Genomic DNA, 25,053 nt, shown 5'->3' with positions numbered 1-25,053 from the left:
AAAGGCTCAGGCGTTCAATTGGCCGCGCGCGCCTGCCGCACCATGCGAATGCCGCAATAGATGATCAGCGCGTTGATCGCGATGCCGAGGACAAAGCGCACCGGCGCGAGCTGGAAGCTCATCGGCGCGTCGGGATTGTAGCCGAGGCTGGCCAGGCCGCTCATGTCGTTGGTGACCACGCCGGACAGCAGATACCATGCCCCAATGACGATAAATATCCAGCCAAGCACCTTGTTCTTCTGCATTTCACCCTCCCCCCTGAAGAAACGCCAGGCTAACCCTGCCGCTCTTTTCGCAGCTTAGCCCAATATTCCAGCCTTTTGCGAATATCGCGTTCGAAGCCACGTTCGGGCGGATCGTAGAATGTCTGCCGACCCATTTTCTCCGGGAAATAGTCCTGACCGGAAAATCCCTCAGCCTCGTCATGGTCGTAGCGGTAGCCAGCGCCGTAACTCTCTTCCTTCATCAGCTTGGTTGGCGCGTTGAGGATGTGCTTTGGCGGCAGCAGCGAGCCATGCTCCCTGGCAGCCCGCTTGGCGGCGCTGAAGGCCATATAGACGGCGTTGGATTTCGGCGCGGTCGCCAGATAGACGCAGGCCTCGGCAAACGCCAGTTCGCCTTCGGGCGAACCGAGAAAGTCGTAGGCGTCCTTGGCGGCGTTGGCGACGACAAGCGCCTGCGGGTCGGCAAGGCCGATGTCCTCGACCGCCATGCGCACCAGCCGCCGGCCGAGATAGAGCGGGTCCTCGCCGGCGTCGAACATGCGGGCCAGATAGTAGAGCGCCGCGTCGGGGTCCGAGCCGCGCACCGATTTGTGCAGCGCCGAAATCAGATTGTAGTGCCCGTCCTGGCCCTTGTCGTAGATCGGCGCACGACGCTGGACGATGCGCTGCAGCCCTTCCCCGTCAAACACTTCGCCCGGCTTCGCCGCCCGCCAGACTTCCTCGGCGAGGGTCAGTGAAGCACGTCCATCGCCATCGGCCATGCGCACCAGCATCGCCCTCGCATCGGCATCCAGCGGCAGCGGACCGCCCTGCATCTCTTCCGCCCGCGACAGCAGATTTTCTATGCTCTCCTCGGCCAGCGACTGAAAGACCAGCACGCGGGCGCGGGAAAGCAGAGCGGCGTTCAGTTCGAATGACGGGTTCTCGGTCGTCGCGCCGACCAGCACGACGGTGCCGTCCTCCATGACCGGCAGGAAGGAATCCTGCTGGGCGCGATTGAAGCGATGGATCTCATCGACGAACAGCAGCGTCTGGCGGCCGTTGGCGCGGCGCAGGCGCGCCGCCTCGAACACCTTTTTCAGATCGGCAACGCCGGAGAAGACGGCGGAAATCTGCTCGAAGGCAAGGCTGGTCTCGCCGGCCAGCAGGCGCGCCACCGTGGTCTTGCCGGTCCCGGGCGGACCCCAGAAAATCATCGAGCCGAGTGAGCCGGAGGCAATCAGCCGCGTCAGCGCGCCGTCCGCGCCGGTGAGATGATCCTGTCCCACCACTTCCGCGAGCGACTTCGGCCGCAGCCGATCCGCCAGCGGTTGGCCGGGCGGGGCTTTGCGGGGTGGTTCATCGACGCTGAAAAGATCGGCCATTATCTTGTCTTCGGGACACAACAAACACCAAAAATGGCACCTTATGCATCATCCTGATGCCATTCCGACTGATCTTCCACCGGTCGCGGTAGGCGCCCTTCAAGCACTTCTGCGACGGTATCCGGTGTCATGGCATCAAGAGGACATTCGATGACCCAACTCAAAAACGCTTTGGGACCACCATTTGCATGGGGTGGCGGTGAGACCGGCATGAATGCCGTTGGTAGTTTATCTTGAATAGATAGGTAATTCAGAACGAAACCCAATTCTTGGACAACGTTCCAAGCGAGTGGGTGACCAATATCGATAGAAAATTTGACCCACCAGATAGATGGCGCATACCCCATACCGAAGCCTCGCTGCGGACTGGAGTTCGTCTGGATTGACGGTACCCGCGAAAGGTAGTCAATCAACTTTGCAAAGTGCTTTTTATCGGCGTCCATCACACTAGGCTACGCGCGCCAACCGAGGTCGTCTATCCTGACGCTACCTGTTAATACCGCAGAACCTGCCGCATCATCTGCCCGTTGCGCTCGACGGTAAACCGCCACCAGCGGGTGCTTTGCTGCGAAGCCTGCCCCAGCTTGTCGGCGGTATCTATGGTTTGGCCGTTGACTTCGCGCACGATGTCGCCCGGCTGGAAACCGAAATCGGCGGCGGGGGAATCGCGGGTGACATCGACCACGGTTACGCCCTTGATGTCTGTGCGCAGGCCCAGCCGCTGCGCCAGCCGCGGCGAAAGTTCCGCCACCTTGGCGCCGGAGAACGGGCTGCGCCCGCGAAGCGTCACCTGCGAGGTTCGGACACCTTCCGGCGCGCGCTCCAGCGCCACTTCGATGGTTTCCTTCTGGCCCTTGCTCAGCACGCCGAACGTCGCCTTGCTGCCGATGGACAGCGTCGCCATGCGGTAGTCCAGCGCCTCGATACCTTCGAGCGCGGTGCCATTCAGTGTCAGCACCGCGTCGCCCGGCTTCAACCCCGCCTTACCAGCGGGACCGTTCGGCTCAACCGACGAGACAAGCGCGCCGGCGGGCGCTTCCATGCCGAGGGATTCGGCGATCTGCGGCGTCACCGGCTCGAACTCGGCGCCGACATAGGGCCGCTCGAAAAAGTCGCTGCCGGCCTTGGCCGCGTCGGCAAAGGCGCGCACCATGTTAGACGGAATGGCGAAGCCGATGCCGATGGAGCCGCCGCTGCGGCTGTAGATGGCGGTGTTGATGCCGACGAGCTGGCCGGCCATGTTGATGAGCGCGCCGCCCGAATTGCCGGGGTTGATCGCGGCGTCGGTCTGGATGAAGAAGCCGGAGTCCGACACGCCGATATGGCTGCGCGCCAGCGCCGAGACGATGCCGCTTGTGGTGGTCTGGCCAACGCCGAACGGATTGCCGATGGCGAGAACCAGATCACCGACCTGCAGGGCGTCGGAATCGCCGATGACGACGACAGGGAACGGCTTGTCAGATTCGATCTTCAGCACGGCGAGGTCGAGCGTCTCGTCCTTGAGCAGGATCTTGCTGGCGAACTCACGGCCGTCGGAGGTCGCCACCTTCACCTCGTCGGCATCCTTGATGACGTGGAAATTGGTGACGACGATGCCGGTCGGGTCGACCAGCACGCCGGAACCGAGCGAGGACTGCGCGCGCGGCTGCGCCCTGCCGAAGAACTCCTCGAAGAACGGATCGCCGTCGAAGGGCGAACGGACCTTGGCCGTTTGCGAGGCGTAAACATTCACCACTGCCGGCGCGGTCTGCCTGACCAGCGGCGCGAAGGAAAGCTGCATCTCCTCGCGTCCGAACGGAACCCGCTGATCGGGACCCGCTGTGGCGGCGTCGCCTTCGGCGCCGTGCAGGAGATCGGTCAGGACGTCCGACAGGCCGGGGCTTTCGGGGGCAGGCTTCTCCTGCGCGGCAGCCATCCCCGCGCCGAACGCCAGGGACGCCGCGACAAAGACAGAGACCAGGGCATTGGACAGCCGGTTGGCGAACATTCCGAATCCTCCGAAACGAGATCGGCGCCATTGTCGTGAGGATTGTGCAAAATGAAAGGCGAAATCAGCGATTTAAGGCTCCGGCCGCAGGCAAAAAAGAAAATCCCGGCACGACGGCCGGGATTTCCGAAAGCGAGTCGGTTGGCAGGCGAAGGCGATCAGACGGCGATCTTGCCGCCGCCCTGCTTGGTGATGGCGATGACGGACGGGCGAACCGGCATGTCCGGCTTGAAGTCGGGCCAGCGGGTCGACAGGTCTTCGTAGTAGGACGGGCGGCCAAAGCCTTCCCATTCTTCGCCGCCGTCGCCCGGATGCTGCACGGCCACGAATGCCGTCTGGTCGTCCGGCGCGAACAGCGGGCCGCACATTTCGGCGCCGACCGGCACCCGGAAGAACAGCTTGGACGTCGCACGCGCCTCGCCTTCGGTATCGACCGCCCACAGGCCGTCCGTGCGGCCGGTTTCCTTGACGTTGTTGCCGTCGGTGGAAACCCAGAGACGGCCGGCGGAATCGACCGCGCAGTTGTCAGGCATGCCGAACCAGCCATTGGCCGTCGTCGCGGTGGAGAAGGACGAGCCGACCTCGGCCACCGAAGGATCGCCGCACTTCAGCAGCACTTCCCATTTGCCCTTGGCGGCGGCGAAATCGCCGCCGTCCTCGGTGATCTCGATGATATGGCCGAAGGCGTTCGCGGCGCGCGGGTTGGCCGCGTCGACCTGGTCGTCCTTGCGCTTGGTGTTGTTCGTCAGCATGACATACACCTTGCCGTTGGTGGCGTTCGGCTGGATGTCCTCCGGACGGTCCATCTTGGTGGCGCCGAGCAGGTCGGCGGCGCGCCGCGTCTCGATCAGCACATCGGCCTGCGAGGTGAAGCCGTTTTCCGCCGTCAGCGGGCCCTGGCCGAACACCAGCGGCATCCACTCTACGGTACCATCCTCGCCGAACTTCGCCGTATGCAGCGTGCCCTCGTCGAGCAGGTTCATGTTGGCGGCGCGATCGTTCGGATTGAACGTGCCGGCGGTGACGAATTTGTAGACATAGTCGAAGCGCTCGTCGTCGCCGAGATAGAAGACGACCTTGCCGTCCTTGGCGACGATGGACTCCGCGCCTTCATGCTTGAAACGGCCGAGAGCGGTGCGCTTCTTAGGCTTCGAGGCCGGGTCCTGCACGTCCACTTCGACGATCCAGCCGAAACGGTTGGGTTCGTTCGGCTCCTTGGCGAGGTCGAAGCGGTCGTAGTGAGCGGCCCATTCATAGGCGCCTTCCGGAATGCCGAGGCGCTTGTAGTTCGCTGCTTCCTTGTGATCCGCCGGCAGTTCGCCGGAGAAGTAGCCGTGGATGTTCTCCTCGGCCATCACATAGGTGCCCCATGGCGTGACGCCGCCGGCGCAGTTGTTGACCGTGCCGAACACCTTGGTTCCAGTCGCATCGGCGTTGGTCTTGAGGCGGTCGCTGCCGGCGGCCGGGCCGGTCAGTTCCATCTCGGTCATGGAGGTGATGCGGCGGTTCAGCTTGCCGTCGCGCACCACCTGCCATTTGCCGTCCTGCTTGCGGATTTCGACGATGGTGCCGCCATGCGCGGCCATCTCGACGTCGACCTGCTCCTTGCTGAGCGGCGCGACATCGAGCTTCTTCTTGCCGTCCTTTTCCACCACCTTCACAATTCCCGGGAACATCAGGTGCGGGTTGGTGTATTCGTGGTTGACGACGAGCAGGCCATGCTCGGCCGAACCGTCGATCGGGATGTAGCCGACATAGTCGTTGTTGTAGCCGAACTGCTTCGCCTGCGCCTCCGCCGACTGCCTGGTCGGGTCGAAATCGGGCGAATCGGCGAACAGCGGATCGCCCCAGCGCAGAAGCACATCGGCGTCATAGCCGGCAGCGACGTGATGCTTGTCATCGACGCCCGCTTCGATCTCGTCGAACGAGAAGGCCGAACCGCCGGCGGCGCGCGCCTTGTCGGCGGTGAACAGCGCCACCTGGCCGACGGTGGCGGCAATAGCGGTGACGGCCAACGAACCCTTCAGCAGCCCGCGGCGCGAGAAACGCGTGGCGATGATCTCGCCCATGGTGCGGTTGTCGGTTGGATTCGTGCCGGGACCGGCATTCTCCTCGAGCATGCTGGTGCGGAATTGGGCGGTCTCGTGGTCTGACATGGCTGCCTCTGGCTTCGGGGTGGCTGGATCGCTTGCTCCCCGACGCCGTAAAGCGGGCCGATAACAGTTTGATGACGAGTCAGGGGAAATGCAGTCCGCTGCCGATTGCCTTCGGCAAGGACTACTTTTTAGGCCCTGCCTCTATCCGCTGCGCCATGGCGCGAAAACCTCTGTCGCGGGCGTGATCGAGCGGCGTCTTTCCATCGCGGTCAGGTGTGTTTTTTGCCCCGGCATCGACCAGCAGCCCGACGATTTCCTGATGCACCGGCCCGCCATCGCCAAGGATCACCGCCTCCAGCAGCGCCGTCCAGCCGAGATCGTTGACATGGTCGACGTCAATGTCGGTGCCGAGAAGAATGCGGACTGTGCTCGGATGACCGTGGTGGGCCGCCGGGATCAGCGCCGTTCCGCCATAGCGGTTGGTGTCGCGCAGGTTGGCGCGGCCCGTGGCGAGGATCGCCTCGAGTATCTCGTCGCGGCCCTCGGCCCCTGCGTACAGGAACGGCGTGTCGTTGATGGAATCCTTGGCGTTGACATCGGCGCCGGCGGCAATCAGCAGCTTCGCGGCCTCGACCGCGTTGGCCCGGGCCGCAAGCAGCAGCGCGGTCCGCCCCTGCCCGTCGCGGGTTTCGAGATCGGCACCGGAAGACACCAATCTTCCCACCTGCTCAACGTCCGCGGCCTTGACCGCACTTATGATCCCCATCTGCGTTTCCTTGATTTGACCGTCAGCCAACAGCGGACTCGCCACTGACAGAAGAAACGCCAGTGCCGTTATGAAAATCGGTTTCGCCATCACCACCATTCCGCTTTACTCGCGTGCTCCTGCATCGACATATAGGCAGCGCAAACGAAAAGTACTCCGCAGGGGCCTTTCGAACAGTTTCAAGAAAATCGAACAACGTTCGCGTCGAGCATGTGATGGAAAAGAAACTCCTTTCATTTCGCGATTTTCTGAAAACAGGCACTTTGGGACCGATCCAGCCGGGATTGAGGATGATCGACGTCGCCAGGATTCTGGGTACGCCGGATAGCTGGATCACCGAACACGTAGAGACTATTCCGGTATATTGGATATATGGACCGCTCGAGGTTTCGTTCGGCAACGATCCACCCCACGATCTTCATTGGTTTCAGATAGAACACCCGAACAGCATCCGAAAGACGACCGAGCGCGTAAACGATCAATTCGCGCTGGCAATGGAAGAGCTGGGTGGAAGCGCCAAGCTCTCGGATTTCTTGCAAGCGGCGCTGTGGAACCTGCAAGACGTGAGAATCCACTACGCCAATTTTGGCAACCACCAGTTCATGCTCGATCTTTGCGTCGGCACGGTCCAGATGTTCTTCGAAGTCGATACAAGCCTCATCGAAAACGAGGACATAGATCGATTTCTGGCACATACGCCCATTGCAAAGTTGATCTGTGAGATCGACCAGCGAACGGAAGTCAACAGCGTTTACTCTTATGCCTATCCGGCAGAAGAAGCACCCAGGATAGAGCTCCGCTGGCAGACGATCACGGGCTCGGCCTATCTTTCCTGCCTTCAGGAAAAAGAAAAAGGGGCCGCGCAGGCCCCTTGAACTGTTTCGAGAAAAGCCGACGCAGTTGCGCCTCTTCGTTCTTCATCCGTCAGCCCTTCACCCGAACGATCAGTCCGACCGAGCCTTCATAGTAGGTGCCGCGTTTGTGGTCGCCGCTGCTCTGGCGCACTTCCACTGCGAAAGCCGAGCCTCCGCCAACGCCTTCGGGAACCTTGCCGGCGAGCTTCACCTGGCGGGATTCGCGTGGACCAAGCTTCACTTGGTGCAAGTCGAGCGTGGTCCATTTCATCTTTGCAGCCAGCTTTTCAGCCGACGCACGGGGCAGCCGGCGCAGCGGTTTCCCGCCGGTCGCGAGATACAGCGACAGGCTTTCCGTTCGCCTGCCTACATCCACGAGTTTGAGCTGAAGCGTTTCGCCCAATGTCCGTAAGGCTTTTGTGTCGAGGGGTTCGGCCCTGACATCGAAGGCCATGGCGTGATCGAACGGATTAACCAGCCTGATCTTGTATTCAAAGCCGCCATCGCTGTCGCTCGTCGCCTCGACCAGATTGTGCTGGGCCCAATGCCGTTCGATGCCGGGCAGGATCGCGCCTCCCGTTGGAACATCAAAGGGGCTCGATACGCGCGCCACCAGGCAGACGTGCTGTGGTGCGCTCTGTGGTACTATGCCGGTGATGATCGGCGAGGTAAAAACCTGTCCGCCCGTCGGAACGGCAACGACCGTTTGCCCGAATAATGTCGGATCGGTGAAACCGGTGGACGGGTCGACCCACCACACAGATACCTGAACCGGAGCGGCGCCGGTTCCCGCGCCCCAGTTGGCAACGGCGACGGTCACCTCCGTGGGCTCGCCGCGCTTGAATACGCCGCCCGCCTGCCCGTTGACGACGATCGAGGGGCAAAGCCAGGAAATGGCGCCGGCGGGCAACGGCCGCTCGCTGCCCGGCCTACCCCGGTCTCCTGGAAAATAAGGGATGACGATAAAGGTGCTTACCGGTTCGGGCTTGTCAGGTTCGCCTTCCTTGCCGCCCCTCTCATTCAACGGCAAATTTCGTTTGGAGGTCTTGCCGAGCGCTTTGATCATCAATTTTCCTCTGACCTAAAGGGCGTTTTCGGGCAGTATCTTCACGGATAGGATCGGGTCGTTGATGGACGTCCCGTCGGCGATATCCCAACACTCGTGCATGAAGCCCCGGTCGGCATCGAGGTCGCGGTTGCGCCTGTCAGGCTTTCCTTTGACCAGATCGCGAAGAAATATGTAGGCGAACTGGCTGCCACTCAATTTCGAGGCGACATTGTTGTACAGCATCGTCTGACCGGAATCGACGAAAGCATCGGGTGCAAGCTCGGGCGGGAAAGGCTGGCTATGCACGCCAACCGCGGGGTTCTCGACCGCTGTCAGCGGATCGCGGTGATAGGTCTGCTCGGCCTGCGGATCGAGCCTGAGCGGCCATTCCGGACGGCCTGGCGTGCGCAGAAATTGCTGGTAGAGCGGCGACGACATCAAGAGATCGTCGGGATAGATCAATCCGGTGACGGCGAGATAGGCCAAGGCCGAATCCAGCCCCTGCCACATCACCATGCGCATATTGAATATTTCCTGGAGGAAATGCGCGGCGTTATCGGGATTCTGGAGCGCGGTCAGCGCTGCCGAGGCTTCAGGCGCCGGCGTGGTGGGATCGCGCGGATCGGGTGGATCGGGCGCGAGGAAGTCGAACACCGTGCATTTGCCCTTGTCGATAGCCTGGACGATGCAGACGACCAGCATGATCAGGAAAGCGAAGATCAACAGGATGCCCAATATGCATCCGGCGCCGGAACTCGATTTGGAATCCGACGTGTTCGGCGTCGTTGGATCGGAGTCCGGCGCCGACGAGATACTCAAATCGCTGTCTATGCCGGATGCTGCTAATATGTCACCGACATCGGTCGGCGGCACGTTCTGGACGAAACCATTGGCTGGCGGCATCGGCAGGTCGACGCGTTTGAAGCGTTCCAGCAGTTGCAGGTGCCGGATCAGCTTGCCGTAGCCGGCGTCGAAATCGGGAACAGAACGGCCGGGATAAGCGACAGCAAAAGCGGATTGTAGAAACGCGGCTATGTCGGCCGGCAGCGGCGCGCCGGGCGCTGCACCGAACAGGCCCGCGCCGGAAAGCTTCGGCGTGGCTTTGGTCTTGTGAAGATGGGCGCCGACAGCGTTGCGGGCGATGCGATCGCGGAACCGGTGAAGCCGCCGCGGGCCGGCAACGACCGTGCCAAGATAGGCCGAACCGCACAGGTTTCCGGCATAGCTGCTGATCAGGCCGGCGCAAACCGCGCGTTCACGCTTGCTGTTCGCCTTGCTGAAAGCCTCGTTGAGGAAGGAAACGGTGCGCCTGCCGAGAAAGCGGTTGCCATTGTCCCACGACGGTTCCTTGACGTCTTGCTGGCGTGGGTGTGGGCGAATGTGGGGAAGCGGTTCGATCGATGCCTTCAGCGCCTCGATGTCCGCCTGAGAGGCAAGAGCGGAATCGCGGGCCGCGACCAGCTTCTGCAGCGCCTGCGCCACAAGGTCGGCCGCATTGGCCGGAGGCGGCGAACCAAGGGCCTGCTCGATGCCGCTTTGGGCCTCGCCAAGTTGCCCGTAGATCGCAACGGCGTTCGACCAAATGCCTGCGGCCTTTTCCAGAAGATCTAATTCAAATCCATCAGAATCGGCATGGATGACCAGATGATCGATCCAGGCGCCGATAAAGGCAGCATCAGGATCGTCCTTTCCCGCCTGTAGGACAGAATTTTCTTCCGGTGTACCCCCCGTTATCTTGAGAAACTCCTGCAGGACGGCCAGATGCGAATGATAATCAATCATTTCGTCGATCACCCCTGAAAGAAAAACACGGAAGAACCTGAGATATACTACCAATTCGTGACGCTTCCGCAACGGAAGATGTGGAGGGAAGCACAAACGAAAAAAGACCGGCAGGCTTGCGCCTGCCGGTCTTTAAAACCAAATCCTCAGCAGCGATCAGATCACGCGGCTTCGGCTTCTCCGTTGCCGCCTTCGGCCTCGACGCGGGCACGGTCGCCGGCACCCTTTGCCGACGTATCGCGGTCGACGAATTCGATGACGGCCATAGCGGCGTTGTCGCCGTGGCGGAAGCCCGCCTTCATGATGCGCAGATAGCCGCCGTTGCGGGTGGCGTAGCGCGGCGCGATGGTTTCGAACAGACGCTTGACGACGCCTTCATTGCCGATCTGGGCGATGACCTGGCGGCGGGCGTGCAGGTCGCCGCGCTTGCCGAGCGTCACCAGCTTCTCGACGATCGGACGCAGGTCCTTCGCCTTCGGCAGGGTGGTGACGATCTGCTCATGCTCGAGCAACGACACCGCCAGATTGGCGAGCATCGACTTGCGGTGGCTAACACTGCGGGCGAAGCGGCGGCCTTTAAAACCGTGGCGCATGGCTCTTTTCCTTCTTCAGTTGTTCAAGAGGCCACGGCCTCTGATGGTTTTCCGCATGACCGTCGGGCCAAACGGCTCGCGCCGCCTGCCCTTGGAATTCATGCTCAATATTGGTCTTCGTAACGCTTGGCGAGGTCTTCGATGTTCTCCGGCGGCCAGTCCGGCACTTCCATGCCGAGATGCAGGCCCATCGCCGCGAGCACTTCCTTGATCTCGTTCAGCGACTTGCGGCCGAAGTTCGGGGTGCGGAGCATCTCCGCCTCGGTCTTCTGGATCAGGTCGCCGATATAGACGATATTGTCGTTCTTCAGGCAGTTGGCCGAACGGACCGAAAGCTCCAGTTCGTCGACCTTCTTGAGCAGCGCCGGATTGAAGGCGAGCTCGGTGACGGTCTCTTCGGCCACCGCCTTCTGGGGCTCGTCGAAATTGACGAACAGGCCGAGCTGGTCCTGCAGGATGCGGGCGGCGAAAGCCACCGCGTCTTCGCCCGAGATCGAACCGTCGGTCTCGATGGCCATGGTCAGCTTGTCGTAATCGAGAACCTGGCCCTCGCGGGTGTTCTCGACCTTGTAGGAGACCTTCTTGACCGGCGAGTACAGCGAGTCGACCGGGATAAGGCCGATCGGCGCATCCTCGGCGCGATTGCGGTCAGCCGGCACATAACCCTTGCCGGTATCGACGGTGAACTCCATGCGGATCTCGGCGCCCTCGTCGAGGGTGCAGATGACATGGTCGGGGTTCAGGATCTCAACGTCGCCAACCGTCTGGATGTCGCCAGCCAGCACGGCGCCCGGTCCCTGCTTGCGCACAACCATGCGCTTGGGGCCGTCGCCTTCCATCTTGATGGCGATTTCCTTGATGTTGAGCACGATGTCGGTCACGTCCTCGCGCACACCGGCGATGGACGAGAATTCATGCAGAACGCCGTCGATCTGCACGGCGGTGACGGCGGCGCCACGCAGCGAAGACAAAAGCACGCGACGCAACGCATTGCCGAGGGTGAGGCCGAACCCGCGCTCCAGCGGCTCGGCGACGAGCGTCGTCAGGGTCTTCTTCTTCGACGAGAACTCGATCTTGTTCGGCTTGATCAGTTCCTGCCAGTTTTTCTGGATCATTTTGTCTTCCTTCCGTTTCCCCACCACCATCCAATCGTAGCGGGCGACCTGGAAAACCGCGAAAGCGCCTGCATTATGCAGACGCTCCAGCGGGGTTCAGTATTCTTTAGACGCGGCGCTTCTTGCGCGGGCGGCAGCCATTGTGCGGGATTGGCGTCACGTCACGGATCGAGGTGATGGTGAAGCCGGCTGCCTGCAGGGCGCGCAGCGCCGATTCACGACCGGAGCCGGGTCCGCAGACCTCGACTTCGAGCATGCGCATGCCGTGTTCCTGCGCCTTCTTGGCGACGTCCTCGGCTGCCATCTGGGCTGCGAACGGGGTCGACTTGCGCGAACCCTTGAAGCCCTGGGCGCCCGCCGACGACCAGGCAATCGTATTGCCCTGTGCGTCGGTGACGGTGATCATCGTGTTGTTGAAGGTCGAATTGACGTGGGCGACGCCCGTCGAGATGTTCTTGCGTTCGCGACGGCGAACACGACCGGCTTCCTTGGCCATGATAGTCCTTTCAGTTGATCTCTACACCGCCGTAATACCAGCGGCTCCACCTGAGGAGGCAGTCGGGCTTCGGCAGTCGACAGTCGAATATACGACCGCCCATTGCCGATTGCCGATTGCCGCCAAATTACTTCTTCTTGCCCTGGATCGCCTTGGCCGGGCCCTTGCGGGTGCGGGCATTGGTATGCGTGCGCTGGCCACGGACCGGAAGCGAGCGGCGATGACGCAGGCCGCGATAGCAGCCGAGGTCCATCAGGCGCTTGATGTTCATCGAAACTTCGCGGCGCAGGTCGCCCTCGACCTGATAGTCGCGGTCGATCGCCTCGCGGATCGCCAGAACCTCGGCGTCGGTCAGCTGGTTGACGCGACGCTCGGCCGGGATGCCGACCTTGTCGACGATCTCCTGCGCGAACTTCTTGCCAATGCCGTGAATGTACTGAAGCGCAATGACGACGCGCTTGTTGGTCGGAATGTTGACGCCGGCTATACGAGCCATTCTTCTCTTCTCCATGTGGGTCGGGATACCTTGAAAAACAAGGCGCATCCGACGCGTTTCAAATGCCCGCGTCCGGTGGAGGCCGGCCCTTGCGGGAGTTCCTTATTCAACACGACCGCCTTGTCCTTGCGGACAAGCAAGCCTCATGCCGATAGGGAGACGGGCCGCCCTACTCCTGCAGCGCGTATCCGTCAAGGCCGATACGTTACTTTTTGCTTATCGCGCCGAGGACCCGGTCGATCTTCTGCGTCACTTCATCGATGGAAGCCATGCCGTCCAGGCTCGTCAGCATGCCCTTGGCATAGTAGTAGCCGACGAGCGGCGCGGTCTTCTTGTAGTATTCGCGCAGGCGCTCCGGAACGACCGCCGGATCGTCATCCTTGCGCACCGGCTGGCCGGCGGCGCGGGTTTCCTCGGCGCGCTTGGCGATGCGTTCGATCAGCGCCTTGTCGTCGACGACCAGCTCGATCACGGCGTCGAGCTTCTGGCCGCGCTGCTCCAGCATGGCCTGCACGGCATCGGCCTGCGCCAGCGTGCGCGGATAGCCGTCCAGAATAAAGCCCTTGGCGCAGTCCGGCGCGTCGATCCGTTCGGCGACGATGGCGTTGACGATGGCGTCGGAGACGAGTTCGCCCGCATCCATGACCGCCTTGGCGCGTTTGCCGACCTCGGTGCCGTTCTTCACCGCCGCACGCAGCATGTCTCCTGTGGAGAGCTGCGGTATGCCATGTTTCTCGACCAGTCGCTGCGCTTGCGTCCCCTTGCCCGCTCCCGGCGGGCCAAGCAATATCAACCTCATCTGCCCCTCTTGCCCCCGCGCAGCTTCGACTTCTTGATCAGACCCTCATACTGGTGCGCAATCAGGTGCCCCTGGATCTGCGCAACCGTGTCGAGCGTTACACTGACCACGATCAGAAGCGAAGTGCCACCAAGGTAGAAGGGTACGCCAGTCGCCGAAATCAGGAACTCAGGCAGCAGGCAGACGGCGACCAGATAGATAGCGCCGATTACCGTGATGCGCGTCAGCACATAATCGATGTAGTCGGCTGTGCGCTCACCCGGACGATATCCGGGAATGAAGCCGGAGTGCTTCTTGAGCTGGTCGGCGGTGTCCTTCGGATTGAAGACAATCGCGGTGTAAAAGAAAGCGAAGAACACGATCATCCCCGCATAGAAAGCCATATAGAGCGGCTGGCCATGGCCGAGCGAAGCGAGGATCGTGCTGGCCCAGGCCGGCATGTTGGTCGTGTTCGAGAAGCCCGCGACGGTCGCCGGCAGCAGAAGCAGCGACGACGCGAAGATCGGCGGAATGACGCCCGACGTGTTGAGCTTCAGCGGCAGGTGCGAGGTATCGCCCTGGAACATGCGGTTGCCGACCTGACGCTTCGGATACTGGATCAGCAGCCGGCGCTGGGCGCGCTCGAAGAAGACGATCAGCGCGATGACGACGATTGCCAGAACGATGATGGCGAGGATCAGCCCGGTCGATAGCGCGCCGGTGCGGCCCAGTTCCAGCGTGCCGGAAATGGCCGTCGGCAGGCCGGCGACAATGCCGGCGAAGATGATGAGCGAAATGCCGTTGCCGATGCCGCGGGCGGTGATCTGCTCCCCCAGCCACATCAGGAACATGGTGCCGCCGACCAGCGTGATGACGGTCGATACCTGGAAGAACACACCCGGATTGGTGACAATGCCATTGCCGCCTTCCAGCCCGACGGAAATGCCGTAAGCCTGCACCAGAGCCAGGAACACGGTGCCGTAGCGCGTGTACTGGTTGATGATCTTGCGGCCCTGCTCGCCTTCCTTCTTCAGCGCTTCCAGCGACGGAATGACCGACGTCATGAGCTGCATGATGATGGAGGCCGAGATGTAGGGCATGATGCCCAGCGCGAAGATCGCCATGCGCTGCACGGCGCCGCCGGCGAACATGTTGAACATGCCCAGCACGCCCTTCGACTGGGAATTGAAGGCCTGGGCGAACGCTTCGGGATTGATGCCCGGAAGCGGAATATAGGTGCCAAGCCGATAGACCAGCAGCGCGCCGATGGTGAACCAGATGCGCTTCTTCAGATCCTCGGCCTTGGCGAAGGCCGCGAAATTGAGATTGGAGGCTAGTTGTTCAGCAGCCGAAGCCATGCCTGAATTCTCCGCTTGGTCGCGCCTGGAGCATGATGGGTCCCGGCTGTCGGGCGGCGCGTGTCACCGAGATAGTCCCGGCCCCCCAAAGATGCAAGCGGCCGCAATGACGCGGCCGCTCGTTTGACTGGAAAAGATGCGGGGTACTGTGCCCGCACTTCTCGATGCTTACTCGGCAGCGGCCTTTTCGGGCAGCTTGATCGAACCGCCGGCCTTCTCGATCTTCTCGATGGCGGCCTTGGAGGCGCCAGCGACGTCGAACGAGACCTTGGCCTTGAGCTCGCCATCCGAAAGGATGCGAACGCCGTCCTTGACGCGACGAATCACGCCAGCCTTGGCAAGCAGTTCCGCCGTCACGGTTTCCTTGGCGTCGAGCTTCTTGGCGTCGATGGCGGTCTGGATACGGCCCAGCGACACGGTGACGAAGCTCTTGGCGAAGATGTTGTTGAAGCCGCGCTTGGGCAGACGGCGATAGAGCGGCATCTGGCCACCCTCGAAACCGTTGATCGCCACGCCCGAGCGGGAGCTCTGGCCCTTGACGCCGCGGCCGCCGGTCTTGCCGGTGCCGGAACCGATGCCCCGGCCGACGCGCTTGCGGGAGTGCGTCGCGCCTTCGTTGTCACGCAGATCGTTGAGTTTCATGGTTGTTCTCCAGCGTGCGTCTTATTTCTCGTCGACGACGCGGACGAGATGGGAGACGGCGGCGATCATGCCGCGCACGGAAGGAGTGTCCTCCAGGGTGCGCTGCTTGTGCATCTTGTTGAGGCCGAGACCGACCAGCGTTGCGCGCTGTTCCTTCGGCCGACGGATCGGCGAACCGATCTGCTCAACGGTGACTGTCTTGGTAGCTTTCTTGGCCATTGTCGTGGTCCTTCGGCTATCGACTATTCTTCAGCCGCTACGGCGGTGCCGCGGCGGGCCTGAAGGGTCGAGTACTTGATGCCGCGCGCCGCAGCCACATCCTTGGGATGCATCTGGCTCTTCAGCGCATCGAAGGTGGCGCGAACCATGTTGTAGGGGTTCGACGACCCCATCGACTTGGCGACGACGTCATGCATGCCGAGCGTCTCGAAGACGGCGCGCATCGGGCCGCCGGCGATGATGCCGGTACCCTGCTTGGCGGCGCGAAGGAGAACGCGGCCAGCACCCCAGCGTCCTTCGACGTCGTGGTGGAGCGTGCGGCCCGAGCGGAGCGGCACGAAGATCATCTCGCGCTTGGCGGATTCAGTCGCCTTGCGGATCGCCTCCGGCACTTCACGTGCCTTGCCGTGACCGAAGCCGACGCGGCCCTTCTGGTCGCCGACGACGACGAGAGCGGCGAAGCCGAAGCGACGGCCACCCTTGACCACCTTGGCGACGCGGTTGATGTGTACGAGCTTGTCGACGATGCCGTCGTCCCGCTCTTCGCGATCGCGGCCGCGGCCGCCATCCCTACGTTCCTGTGCCATATCCTGTTCCTTATTCTTTTCCGGAAGCACGGGTTGCTGAAATGCCGGCGCCTCGTTTCGAGGTCGCCGGCGGCGAAATCTGCGTCTCCTGTAGCGATCCTGGCGGAAATGTCAGCAACTTTCTGCCGACGTCTCCGCCCAGGGACGCCTTAGAAGCTCAAGCCGCCCTCGCGGGCCGCTTCGGCCAGCGCCTTGACGCGGCCGTGGTAGATGTAGGCGCCGCGGTCGAAAACGACCTCCTTGACACCGGCCTTGATGGCGCGCTCGGCGATCAGCTTGCCGACCGCCGTGGCAGCAGCCGCGTCGGCGCCGGTCTTCTTCGATCCCTTGAAATCCTTCTCCAGCGTCGAAGCAGCGGCGATCGTGTGGCCCTTCGCGTCGTCGATCACCTGCACATAGATGTTCTTCGACGTACGGTGGACCGAAAGCCGCGGGCGGCCGTTCGAAACTGCCTTGATCTGACGGCGGATGCGCGACGAGCGGCGCTGTGTGGCTTCTTTGCTTGCCATAGTCTGGTTCCTGCCTTGAAAAACGGGGTTTGCCATGTGCGGTAGGCCGGGCCTCCCGCGGCAACGCCCCGTGGCGTTGCACATTCTCCAAGCGTTGCCCTGGAAAGCCAGAGGCTTTCCGAGACGCCGCTTTACTTCTTCTTGCCTTCCTTGCGGACGATCTTCTCGCCGGCGTAGCGCACGCCCTTGCCCTTGTAGGGCTCGGGGCCGCGATACTCGCGAATTTCAGCCGCAACCTGGCCGACCTGCTGCTTGTCGATGCCCGACACCGAGATTTCGGTGGGCTTCGGCACGGTGATGGTGATGCCCTGCGGCGTCTCATAAACGACGTCGTGGCTGAAGCCGAGAGCAAGCTGCAGGTTCTTGCCCTGCAAGGCGGCGCGATAGCCGACGCCGGTGATCTCGAGCTTCTTCTCGAAGCCGTCCTTCACACCCTGCAGGATGTTCAGGATCTGCGTGCGCGACATGCCCCATTTGGAGCGGGCGTTCTTGGACTGGTCCTTTGGCTGAACAGCGATCTCGCCATTCTCCATCTTGACCAGAACCTCGTCGTTGACGACGAAATGCAGTTCGCCCTTGGGACCCTTCGCCGTCACGGTCTGGCCGTTGACCGTAGCGGTCACGCCCTGCGGCACCGAGACTGGTTTCTTTCCGATACGAGACATTTTGTTGTCCTCGTTACTTCTCTTGTTTCAAGTGGGCCCGATTAGAATATCTGGCAGAGAACTTCGCCGCCGACATTCTGTTCGCGCGCTTCGTGGTCCGCCATGACACCCTTCGGAGTCGAAAGGATGGCGATGCCGAGGCCGTTGGCGACGTGCGGTATCGAACGAGCCGAAACGTAGACGCGGCGGCCAGGCTTCGACACGCGCGAGATTTCGCGCACGACCGGGTTGCCGTCGAAATACTTCAGCTCGATCTCGATTTCGGACTTGCCGTTGTCGAAGTCGGTCTGGCTGTAGTCGCGGATGTAGCCTTCCGACTTCAGCACGTCGAGAACGCGGGCGCGCAGGCGCGAGGCCGGCGTCGAGACGCTCGACTTCTTGCGGCCGTAGGCGTTGCGGATGCGGGTCAGCATATCGCCGAGAGGATCGCTCAATGACATATCGTGTCCTCCTTACCAGCTCGACTTGACCAGGCCCGGGATCTGGCCGTTGTTGCCGAGATCACGAAGCGCGATACGCGATACTTTGAGCTTGCGATAGTAGGCGCGCGGACGCCCGGTGACTTCGCAGCGGTTGCGGATGCGGATCTTCGCCGAGTTGCGCGGCAGCGCCGCTAGCTTCAACTGGGCGCGAAAACGCTCTTCCATCGGCTTGGACTGATCCATGACGATGTCCTTGAGGGCCTTACGCTTGGCAGCATACTGGTCCACGAGCTTGCGGCGCCGGTTGTTCTTCTCGACTGAGCTGGTCTTTGCCATTCAGATTTTTCCTTTGCTCGCTGCCGTTACTGGCGGAAGGGGAAGTTGAAAGCCTTGAGCAGCGCCCTGGCTTCGTCGTCCGTCTTCGCAGTCGTACAAACGATGATGTCCATGCCCCAGATCTGATCGACCTTGTCGTAGTTGATCTCCGGGAACACGATGTGTTCCTTGATGCCCATGGCGTAGTTGCCACGGCCATCGAAGCTCTTCGGGTTCAGGCCGCGGAAGTCGCGAACGCGCGGTAGCGCGATGTTCACGAGGCGGTCGAGGAACTCGTACATTTTCTCCTTGCGAAGCGTAACCTTCGCGCCGATCGGCATATTCTCGCGAACCTTGAAGCCGGCGATCGACTTGCGCGCGCGGGTCACGACCGGCTTCTGGCCGGCGATGAGCGCGAGGTCCTCGGCGGCGACCGTGGGCTTCTTGGAGTCGGCCGTGGCTTCGCCAACGCCCATGTTCAGCACGATCTTGTCGAGACGCGGAACCTGCATCTCGTTGTCGTACTTGAACTGCTCCAGCAGCGCCTTCTTGATGGTCTCCTGATAGACCTTCTTCAGGCGTGGCGTGTTCTTGGCCTCTGCTTGGGCCGTAGCTGCCTTAGCCATTGATGGTTACTCCCGAGCGCTTGGCAAAACGCACCTTCTTGCCATCCTTCTCGAACTTGAAACCGACACGGGTCGGCTTGCCGTCCTTTGGGTCGGCCAGCGCAATGTTCGAAAGGTGGATCGGCGCTTCCTTGGTGATGATCCCGCCCTCTTGGGACTGGGATTGCTTCTGGTGACGACGGATCATGTTGACGCCGCGCACCAGCGCGGTGTCTTCCTTCGGCTGCACGGACACGACCTCGCCGGAGCGGCCCTTGTCCTTGCCGGAAAGCACGACGACCTTGTCGCCCTTACGGATCTTCTGCATGGGTCCTGCTCCTTACAGCACTTCAGGCGCGAGCGAGATGATCTTCATGTGGTTCTTGGCGCGAAGCTCGCGCGGAACCGGGCCGAAGATACGCGTGCCCACAGGCTCTTTCTTGTTGTCGACGAGAACGGCTGCGTTCTTGTCGAAACGGATCACGCTGCCGTCCGGGCGGCGGATGTCCTTGGCCGTGCGAACCACGACCGCCTTCATCACATCGCCCTTCTTCACGCGGCCGCGCGGAATGGCTTCCTTGATCGACACCACGATGATGTCGCCCACGGAAGCGTATTTCCGCTTCGAGCCGCCCAGCACCTTGATGCACATGACACGACGGGCGCCGGAATTATCCGCGACGTCGAGGTTTGTTTGCATCTGAATCATGACTGGCCGCCTTCTTCTCTTCTAGCGGGACGGGCTTTCAAGGCCCCTCCCCGGTCTGTCCAAAATTCGGTTCCTTAAAGCGCTTTGCGCTTTAACTTTCTTCCACGCATGTCTTTGTCCCGAAACAGTTCCCACTTTCGGGAGACATGCCTTTAGGCCTGTTCGGCCTGCGCCTCGGTGACGACGATCCAGCGCTTGTCCTTGGAAATCGGCTTCGATTCCTGGATGAACACGGTATCGCCGACCTTGTGGGCGTTGTTCTCGTCGTGGGCCTTGTACTTCTTCGACAAGCGCACGGTCTTCTTCATCACCGGATGGGTGAAGCGACGCTCGACCTTGACGACGACCGTCTTCTCGTTCTTGTCGCTGACGACGGTGCCCTGCAAAATGCGCTTTGGCATGGTTTTGTCCTTAAGCCTTCTTGCCAGCGGTTTTTGCCGCCGCGATGGTCTTGATGCGCGCAATGTCCCGACGGACCTGCTTGACGCGCGCAGTCTTCTCAAGCTGTCCGGTCGCCTTCTGGAAGCGCAGATTGAACTGCTCCTTCTTCAAGGCGGCGAGATCGTCAGCGAGCTGGTCCTGCGTCTTGGTGCGGATGTCTTCGGCTTTCATCTCGGCTCTTCCTTATTCTGCAATGCGCTGAACGAAGCGCGTGCGGACCGAAAGCTTGGCCGCGCCCAGGCGCAGCGCCTCGCGGGCGGTCTCTTCCGAAACGCCGTCGATCTCGAACATGACGCGGCCCGGCTTGACCCGACACGCCCAGTAATCCACCGCGCCCTTGCCCTTGCCCATGCGGACTTCGGTCGGCTTCGAGGTCACCGGAACATCCGGGAACACACGGATCCAGACACGACCGGCGCGCTTCATTTCGCGTGTGATCGCGCGGCGGGCCGCCTCGATCTCACGCGCGGTGACGCGGTTCGGTTCCAGCGCCTTCAGTCCGAAGCCACCGAAATCCAGGTTGGTGCCGCCCTTGGCAGTACCGTGGATGCGGCCCTTGAACTGCTTGCGGAACTTAGTGCGCTTTGGCTGCAGCATCTTACTTGCTCCAAATTCTCATTTTCTCAGCGTGACCCAATTTCAGGATCACGCACATTGTCTCAGGCGTTCTCGCGGCGGCGGGCGCCGGAACGCTCACCCTGCGCATCGCCTTCGGTGGCGCGGCGTTCAGACGCCATCGGATCGTGTTCGAGGATTTCGCCCTTGAACACCCAAACCTTGACGCCGCAGATGCCGTAAGCGGTATGCGCCTCGGCTGTGCCGTAATCGACGTCGGCGCGCAGGGTGTGCAGCGGCACGCGACCTTCGCGGTACCACTCCATACGAGCGATTTCAGCGCCGCCGAGACGGCCCGAGCAGTTGATGCGGATGCCTTCGGCGCCGAGGCGCATTGCCGACTGGACCGCGCGCTTCATGGCGCGGCGGAAGGCGATGCGGCGCTCAAGCTGCTGGGCAATCGACTGGGCGACCAGCGTCGCGTCGATTTCCGGCTTGCGGACTTCGACAATGTTCAGGTGCGTCTCGGACTTGGTCATCTCCATCAGCTTCTTGCGAAGCTTTTCGATGTCGGCGCCCTTCTTGCCGATGATCAGGCCCGGGCGCGCGGCATGGATGGTGACGCGGCACTTCTTGTGGGGACGCTCGATCACGACCTTCGAGATCGCGGCCTGCTTGAGTTCCTTTTCAAGGTACTCGCGGATCTTGATGTCCTCGTGCAGCAGCTTGCCGTACTCGCCGGTGTTTGCGTACCAGCGCGAGTCCCAGGTGCGGTTAATGCCGAGGCGGAAACCGATCGGATTGATTTTCTGGCCCATTATGCGGCCTCCCCTTTTTCCTCGACTTCACGAACAACGATCGTGAGGTGCGAAAACGGCTTCTCGACGCGGCTGGCGCGACCGCGGCCACGAGCGTGGAAACGCTTCATGACGATCGACTTGCCGACATAGGCTTCGGCCACGATCAGCGCATCGACATCCAGGTCGTGGTTGTTTTCCGCGTTGGCGATCGCCGATTCCAGCGTCTTCTTCACGGTCTCGGAAATCCGCTTGCGCGAGAATTCGAGATCGTTCAGCGCAGCGGCGACCTTCTTGCCGCGGATCAGCGCAGCAACGAGGTTCAGCTTCTGCGGGCTGATACGGATCGTGCGCAGGACTGCGCGCGCCTCATTATCAGCAAGCCTGCGCGGAGCTTTGGCCTTGCCCATGATTATTTCCTCTTCGCCTTCTTATCCGCGCCGTGACCGTAATAGGTCCGGGTCGGAGCGAACTCACCGAACTTGTGGCCGACCATGTCCTCGTTCACCGAGACCGGAACATGCTTCTGACCGTTGTAGACACCGAAGGTGAGGCCGACGAACTGCGGCAGGACGGTGGAGCGGCGGCTCCACATCTTGATCACCTCATTACGACCACCTTCACGAACCTTGTCTGCCTTCTGGAGAAGGTAGCCGTCGATGAAAGGGCCTTTCCAAACCGAACGAGTCACTTGGCGTTACCTCTTCTTAGCTCTTGCGCTGATGGCGCGAGCGCACGATGAACTTATCGGTCGCCTTGTTGGACCGCGTCTTCTTGCCCTTGGTCGGCTTGCCCCACGGGGTGACCGGGTGACGGCCGCCGGAAGTGCGTCCTTCACCACCGCCATGCGGGTGGTCGACCGGGTTCATGGTCACGCCGCGGTTGTGCGGGCGCTTGCCGCGCCAGACCGTGCGGCCTGCCTTGCCGTCGTTGATGTTGCCGTGGTCGGGGTTCGATACGGCGCCGACAGTGGCGAAGCATGAACCGTGGACGATGCGCTGCTCACCCGAATTGAGGCGCAGGATCGCCATGCCCTGATCGCGGCCGACCAGCTGGGCGTAAGCGCCGGCCGAACGGGCAACCTGGCCGCCCTTGCCGGGCTTCAGTTCGATGTTGTGGACAATGGTGCCAACCGGCATGGCCGACAGCGGCATCGCGTTGCCCGGCTTCACGTCGACCGATTCACCAGCCACGACCTTGTCGCCGGCAGCCAGACGCTGCGGAGCGATGATGTAGTTCAGCTCGCCGTCATCATACTTGATCAGCGCGATGAAGGCGGTGCGGTTCGGATCGTACTCGAGCCGTTCGACCGTGCCGACCACGTCGAACTTGCGACGCTTGAAGTCGATGATGCGGTACGAACGCTTGTGACCGCCGCCGATGAAGCGGGCGGTGATGCGGCCATAGTTGTTGCGGCCGCCCGACTTGGTCAGACCTTCGGTCAGGCCCTTGACGGGCTTGCCCTTGTAGAGGCCCGAACGGTCGACGATGACCAGCTGGCGGGTGCTCGGCGTTATCGGGTTGTATTTTTTCAATGCCATTGTCGTTGTCCTCGCGGCCTAGCTCAGAGACCCGTCGCGACGTCGATGGACTGGCCGTCGGCCAGCGTCACGATCGCCCTTTTGACGTCACTCTGGCGGCCGATGGTGCCGCGGAAGCGCTTTACCTTGCCCTTGCGGACGAGCGTGTTGACAGCCGTGACCTTGACGCCGAACAGCGCCTCGACTGCGGCCTTGATCTCCGGCTTCGACGCCTTCTTGGCGACGTTGAAGACCACCTGGTTCTGCTCGGAAGCCATGGTCGACTTCTCGGTGATCGCCGGCGAGACGATCACGTCATAATGACGAAGGTCGGTCATTTAAAGCGCTCCTCGAGAGCCTCGACGGCGGCCTTGGAAAGGACCAGCGTGCCGCGGCGCAGAATGTCGTAGACGTTGATGCCCTGGATGGGCAGCACGTCGATGTTCGGAATGTTGGCCGCGGCCTTCTTGAAGCCCTGGTCGAGTTCGGCGCCGCCGATGAACAGCGCGTTGGTCAGGCCGAGCGCGGCGAAGTTCGCCACCAGCGCCTTGGTCTTGGCTTCGGCCATCTTCAACTCGTCGACGACGATGATGGAAGCGGACTTGGCCTTGGCCGAGAGCGCATGCTTCAGGCCGAGCGCACGGACCTTCTTCGGCAGATCGTGCTCATGGCTGCGAGCGACCGGGCCGTGGGCCTTGCCGCCGCCGCGGAACTGCGGAGCGCGAGCCGAATGGTGACGGGCGCGGCCCGTTCCCTTCTGCTTGTACATCTTGGCGCCGGTGCGCGCGATGTCGGCGCGGCCCTTGGCCTGATGCGTGCCCTGCTGCTTCTTGGCGAGCTGCCAGCGCACGACGCGCTGCAGGATGTCCTCGCGCGGATCAAGTCCGAAGATCTCCTCGGAGAGCTTCAGCTTGCCGGCGTCCTTGCCTGCGAGCGTTGTGATCTTGAGGTCCATTATTCAGCTCCCTCTGTGGCCGGGGCCTCGTTCTGCACGGCAGCCTTCTCGGCGCCCTTCTGGGCAGCGCGGATGGCGGCAGGCTTCGGCGCATTGGCCGGCAGCGCAATCTTGGCGGCGTCGCGAACCAGGATCCAGGCGCCCTTGGTACCCGGAACCGCGCCGCGGATCAGGATCAGGCCGCGGTCGGTGTCGGTGGAAACCACCTCGACATTCTGCGTGGTCACGCGGGTATCGCCCATGTGGCCGGCCATCTTCTTGCCCTTGAACACCTTGCCGGGGTCCTGGCGTTGGCCGGTCGAGCCGTGGGTACGGTGCGAGACCGAGTTACCGTGAGTGGCACGGCCACCACGGAAATTGTGGCGCTTCATGACGCCCTGGAAACCCTTGCCGGTCGAAGTGCCCGTCACGTCGACCTTCTGGCCGGCGACGAAGTGCTCGACAGTGATCTCGGCGCCGACGTCGAGCATGTTGTCGGCGGAGACGCGGAACTCGGCGAGCTTCGTCTTCGGCTCGACGGAGGCAGCGGCGAAATGGCCGCGCATCGCCTTCGACGTGTTCTTCACCTTGGCCAGACCGACGCCGAGCTGAACGGCGGTGTAGCCATTCTTTTCCTGCGTACGCTGGGCCACGACCTGGCAGTTCTCCATGCGGAGAACGGTGACGGGAACATGTTCGCCGGCATCGTTATAGATGCGGGTCATTCCCACCTTCTGTGCAATTACACCTGAACGCATCGGTTCATCTTCCTTCAGAGGAGCCATCGGGAAACCCTCCGGCTCATGTCTTTGCTCTTCCTCGAGTGCCTGTCGGGGCCTCTCGTCAGAGCTTGATTTCGACGTCCACGCCTGCGGCGAGATCGAGCTTCATCAGCGCATCGACCGTCTGCGGGGTCGGGTCGACGATGTCGAGAAGACGCTTGTGGGTGCGCATCTCGAACTGCTCGCGGCTCTTCTTGTCGACGTGCGGCGAGCGGTTAACCGTGAACTTCTCGATCCGCGTCGGCAGCGGAATGGGCCCGCGGACATTGGCGCCGGTGCGCTTGGCCGTGGACACGATTTCCCGCGTCGAAGCATCGAGCACCCGGTGATCGAACGCTTTCAGGCGGATGCGGATATTCTGACCGTTCATCTCGTCATTCCTTGTTCTGGCGCG

36 protein-coding genes are annotated in these 25,053 nt (G+C 62.0%); 1 reads left to right on the top strand and 35 read right to left on the bottom strand.

Annotation, left to right across the window (positions count from 1 at the left end; translation table 11 throughout):
• Positions 1–14: 14 nt before the first annotated feature.
• The 6 genes from J2X35_RS03980 to J2X35_RS03955 form a co-directional block, all read right to left on the bottom strand.
• Positions 15–245 carry a hypothetical protein gene (locus J2X35_RS03980; protein WP_310181620.1) on the bottom strand — a complete coding sequence of 77 codons (231 nt, stop codon included), beginning with the start codon at positions 243–245 and terminating at the stop codon, positions 15–17.
• A 29-nt stretch (positions 246–274) separates the two neighbouring features.
• Positions 275–1,588: a replication-associated recombination protein A gene (locus J2X35_RS03975; RefSeq protein WP_310181619.1), complete on the bottom strand. Its 1,314-nt coding sequence runs from the start codon at positions 1,586–1,588 to the stop codon at positions 275–277.
• Positions 1,589–1,629: 41 nt separating this feature from the next.
• A complete protein-coding gene (locus J2X35_RS03970) occupies positions 1,630–2,031 on the bottom strand; it encodes a hypothetical protein (protein ID WP_310181618.1) in 402 nt (133 codons plus the stop codon).
• A gap of 50 nt (positions 2,032–2,081) precedes the next feature.
• The gene (locus J2X35_RS03965) at positions 2,082–3,503 is read right to left on the bottom strand and encodes a DegQ family serine endoprotease (RefSeq protein WP_405023193.1); all 1,422 of its coding nucleotides are present in this window, start codon (positions 3,501–3,503) and stop codon (positions 2,082–2,084) included.
• 230 nt (positions 3,504–3,733) lie between these two features.
• On the bottom strand, positions 3,734–5,731 hold the full coding sequence (locus J2X35_RS03960) for a PhoX family phosphatase (RefSeq protein ID WP_310181616.1): 1,998 nt from the start codon (positions 5,729–5,731) through the stop codon (positions 3,734–3,736).
• 121 nt (positions 5,732–5,852) lie between these two features.
• A complete protein-coding gene (locus tag J2X35_RS03955; RefSeq protein WP_310181614.1) occupies positions 5,853–6,437 on the bottom strand; it encodes an ankyrin repeat domain-containing protein in 585 nt (194 codons plus the stop codon).
• Between the two features lie 215 nt (positions 6,438–6,652).
• On the opposite strand from J2X35_RS03955, the gene J2X35_RS03950 reads away from it, so the two are divergent.
• The gene (locus tag J2X35_RS03950) at positions 6,653–7,312 is read left to right on the top strand and encodes a hypothetical protein (protein ID WP_310181613.1); all 660 of its coding nucleotides are present in this window, start codon (positions 6,653–6,655) and stop codon (positions 7,310–7,312) included.
• 49 nt (positions 7,313–7,361) lie between these two features.
• On the opposite strand, the gene J2X35_RS03945 is transcribed toward J2X35_RS03950, so the two are convergent.
• From J2X35_RS03945 to rpsJ, 29 genes are all read right to left on the bottom strand, one after another.
• Entirely contained in the window at positions 7,362–8,357 is a 996-nt protein-coding gene (locus J2X35_RS03945) for a hypothetical protein (RefSeq protein ID WP_310181612.1), read from the bottom strand.
• Positions 8,358–8,372: 15 nt separating this feature from the next.
• Positions 8,373–10,121: a hypothetical protein gene (locus tag J2X35_RS03940; protein WP_156459763.1), complete on the bottom strand. Its 1,749-nt coding sequence runs from the start codon at positions 10,119–10,121 to the stop codon at positions 8,373–8,375.
• Positions 10,122–10,282: 161 nt separating this feature from the next.
• Entirely contained in the window at positions 10,283–10,714 is a 432-nt protein-coding gene (gene rplQ, locus J2X35_RS03935; RefSeq protein WP_310181609.1) for a 50S ribosomal protein L17, read from the bottom strand.
• 104 nt (positions 10,715–10,818) lie between these two features.
• Entirely contained in the window at positions 10,819–11,829 is a 1,011-nt protein-coding gene (locus J2X35_RS03930; RefSeq protein ID WP_056115389.1) for a DNA-directed RNA polymerase subunit alpha, read from the bottom strand.
• Between the two features lie 106 nt (positions 11,830–11,935).
• Positions 11,936–12,325, bottom strand: coding sequence for a 30S ribosomal protein S11 (gene rpsK / locus J2X35_RS03925; protein ID WP_056108931.1), 390 nt, complete (start codon positions 12,323–12,325; stop codon positions 11,936–11,938).
• A gap of 127 nt (positions 12,326–12,452) precedes the next feature.
• Positions 12,453–12,821 (bottom strand): 30S ribosomal protein S13, encoded by a 369-nt coding sequence (rpsM, locus tag J2X35_RS03920; protein WP_056108929.1) that lies wholly within the window; start codon positions 12,819–12,821, stop codon positions 12,453–12,455.
• 205 nt (positions 12,822–13,026) lie between these two features.
• The gene (locus J2X35_RS03915) at positions 13,027–13,620 is read right to left on the bottom strand and encodes an adenylate kinase (RefSeq protein ID WP_310181606.1); all 594 of its coding nucleotides are present in this window, start codon (positions 13,618–13,620) and stop codon (positions 13,027–13,029) included.
• Positions 13,617–14,957, bottom strand: coding sequence for a preprotein translocase subunit SecY (gene secY / locus J2X35_RS03910; RefSeq protein ID WP_056108923.1), 1,341 nt, complete (start codon positions 14,955–14,957; stop codon positions 13,617–13,619). The genes J2X35_RS03915 and secY overlap by 4 nt, the downstream gene beginning before the upstream one ends.
• Positions 14,958–15,125: 168 nt before the next feature.
• Complete coding sequence (gene rplO / locus J2X35_RS03905) at positions 15,126–15,599, bottom strand: 50S ribosomal protein L15 (protein WP_056108920.1); 474 nt, start codon at positions 15,597–15,599, stop codon at positions 15,126–15,128.
• 21 nt (positions 15,600–15,620) lie between these two features.
• The gene (gene rpmD / locus J2X35_RS03900; RefSeq protein ID WP_056108917.1) at positions 15,621–15,818 is read right to left on the bottom strand and encodes a 50S ribosomal protein L30; all 198 of its coding nucleotides are present in this window, start codon (positions 15,816–15,818) and stop codon (positions 15,621–15,623) included.
• Positions 15,819–15,841: 23 nt separating this feature from the next.
• Positions 15,842–16,405 carry a 30S ribosomal protein S5 gene (rpsE, locus tag J2X35_RS03895; RefSeq protein ID WP_056115384.1) on the bottom strand — a complete coding sequence of 188 codons (564 nt, stop codon included), beginning with the start codon at positions 16,403–16,405 and terminating at the stop codon, positions 15,842–15,844.
• Positions 16,406–16,554: 149 nt separating this feature from the next.
• Positions 16,555–16,914, bottom strand: a complete 360-nt coding sequence (gene rplR, locus J2X35_RS03890; protein WP_056108914.1) for a 50S ribosomal protein L18 — start codon at positions 16,912–16,914, stop codon at positions 16,555–16,557.
• Positions 16,915–17,045: 131 nt separating this feature from the next.
• The gene (gene rplF / locus J2X35_RS03885) at positions 17,046–17,579 is read right to left on the bottom strand and encodes a 50S ribosomal protein L6 (RefSeq protein WP_310181604.1); all 534 of its coding nucleotides are present in this window, start codon (positions 17,577–17,579) and stop codon (positions 17,046–17,048) included.
• 41 nt (positions 17,580–17,620) lie between these two features.
• Entirely contained in the window at positions 17,621–18,019 is a 399-nt protein-coding gene (rpsH, locus tag J2X35_RS03880) for a 30S ribosomal protein S8 (protein WP_056108908.1), read from the bottom strand.
• A gap of 12 nt (positions 18,020–18,031) precedes the next feature.
• Complete coding sequence (gene rpsN / locus J2X35_RS03875) at positions 18,032–18,337, bottom strand: 30S ribosomal protein S14 (RefSeq protein WP_056108906.1); 306 nt, start codon at positions 18,335–18,337, stop codon at positions 18,032–18,034.
• 26 nt (positions 18,338–18,363) lie between these two features.
• A complete protein-coding gene (rplE, locus tag J2X35_RS03870) occupies positions 18,364–18,942 on the bottom strand; it encodes a 50S ribosomal protein L5 (RefSeq protein WP_056108904.1) in 579 nt (192 codons plus the stop codon).
• Entirely contained in the window at positions 18,935–19,249 is a 315-nt protein-coding gene (gene rplX, locus J2X35_RS03865) for a 50S ribosomal protein L24 (RefSeq protein WP_056108900.1), read from the bottom strand. Before rplX ends, rplE begins: the two co-directional genes overlap by 8 nt.
• A gap of 12 nt (positions 19,250–19,261) precedes the next feature.
• A complete protein-coding gene (rplN, locus tag J2X35_RS03860) occupies positions 19,262–19,630 on the bottom strand; it encodes a 50S ribosomal protein L14 (RefSeq protein WP_024924768.1) in 369 nt (122 codons plus the stop codon).
• A 152-nt stretch (positions 19,631–19,782) separates the two neighbouring features.
• Complete coding sequence (gene rpsQ / locus J2X35_RS03855; protein WP_056108897.1) at positions 19,783–20,031, bottom strand: 30S ribosomal protein S17; 249 nt, start codon at positions 20,029–20,031, stop codon at positions 19,783–19,785.
• Between the two features lie 10 nt (positions 20,032–20,041).
• Complete coding sequence (gene rpmC, locus J2X35_RS03850) at positions 20,042–20,242, bottom strand: 50S ribosomal protein L29 (RefSeq protein WP_310181596.1); 201 nt, start codon at positions 20,240–20,242, stop codon at positions 20,042–20,044.
• 12 nt (positions 20,243–20,254) lie between these two features.
• Positions 20,255–20,668: a 50S ribosomal protein L16 gene (rplP, locus tag J2X35_RS03845; protein ID WP_056108892.1), complete on the bottom strand. Its 414-nt coding sequence runs from the start codon at positions 20,666–20,668 to the stop codon at positions 20,255–20,257.
• A 62-nt stretch (positions 20,669–20,730) separates the two neighbouring features.
• Positions 20,731–21,444, bottom strand: coding sequence for a 30S ribosomal protein S3 (gene rpsC, locus J2X35_RS03840; protein ID WP_056108888.1), 714 nt, complete (start codon positions 21,442–21,444; stop codon positions 20,731–20,733).
• Positions 21,444–21,833 (bottom strand): 50S ribosomal protein L22, encoded by a 390-nt coding sequence (gene rplV, locus J2X35_RS03835; RefSeq protein WP_056108885.1) that lies wholly within the window; start codon positions 21,831–21,833, stop codon positions 21,444–21,446. Before rplV ends, rpsC begins: the two co-directional genes overlap by 1 nt.
• A 2-nt stretch (positions 21,834–21,835) precedes the next feature.
• Positions 21,836–22,114 (bottom strand): 30S ribosomal protein S19, encoded by a 279-nt coding sequence (gene rpsS / locus J2X35_RS03830; protein ID WP_056108883.1) that lies wholly within the window; start codon positions 22,112–22,114, stop codon positions 21,836–21,838.
• Between the two features lie 16 nt (positions 22,115–22,130).
• Positions 22,131–22,964 (bottom strand): 50S ribosomal protein L2, encoded by an 834-nt coding sequence (gene rplB / locus J2X35_RS03825; RefSeq protein WP_056108879.1) that lies wholly within the window; start codon positions 22,962–22,964, stop codon positions 22,131–22,133.
• A gap of 23 nt (positions 22,965–22,987) precedes the next feature.
• A complete protein-coding gene (locus tag J2X35_RS03820; protein WP_056108876.1) occupies positions 22,988–23,281 on the bottom strand; it encodes a 50S ribosomal protein L23 in 294 nt (97 codons plus the stop codon).
• Positions 23,278–23,898, bottom strand: coding sequence for a 50S ribosomal protein L4 (gene rplD, locus J2X35_RS03815; RefSeq protein WP_310181589.1), 621 nt, complete (start codon positions 23,896–23,898; stop codon positions 23,278–23,280). Before rplD ends, J2X35_RS03820 begins: the two co-directional genes overlap by 4 nt.
• Positions 23,898–24,635: a 50S ribosomal protein L3 gene (gene rplC, locus J2X35_RS03810; protein ID WP_056115380.1), complete on the bottom strand. Its 738-nt coding sequence runs from the start codon at positions 24,633–24,635 to the stop codon at positions 23,898–23,900. Before rplC ends, rplD begins: the two co-directional genes overlap by 1 nt.
• 85 nt (positions 24,636–24,720) lie before the next feature.
• On the bottom strand, positions 24,721–25,029 hold the full coding sequence (gene rpsJ, locus J2X35_RS03805) for a 30S ribosomal protein S10 (protein WP_006205468.1): 309 nt from the start codon (positions 25,027–25,029) through the stop codon (positions 24,721–24,723).
• Positions 25,030–25,053: the final 24 nt, after the last annotated feature.

It is taken from the genome of Mesorhizobium sp. BE184 (genome assembly GCF_031457045.1).
Classification (GTDB): Bacteria; Pseudomonadota; Alphaproteobacteria; order Rhizobiales; family Rhizobiaceae; genus Mesorhizobium.
The sequence above is the reverse complement of the archived record's forward strand: the minus strand, read 5'-3'. Positions and strand labels throughout refer to the sequence as shown.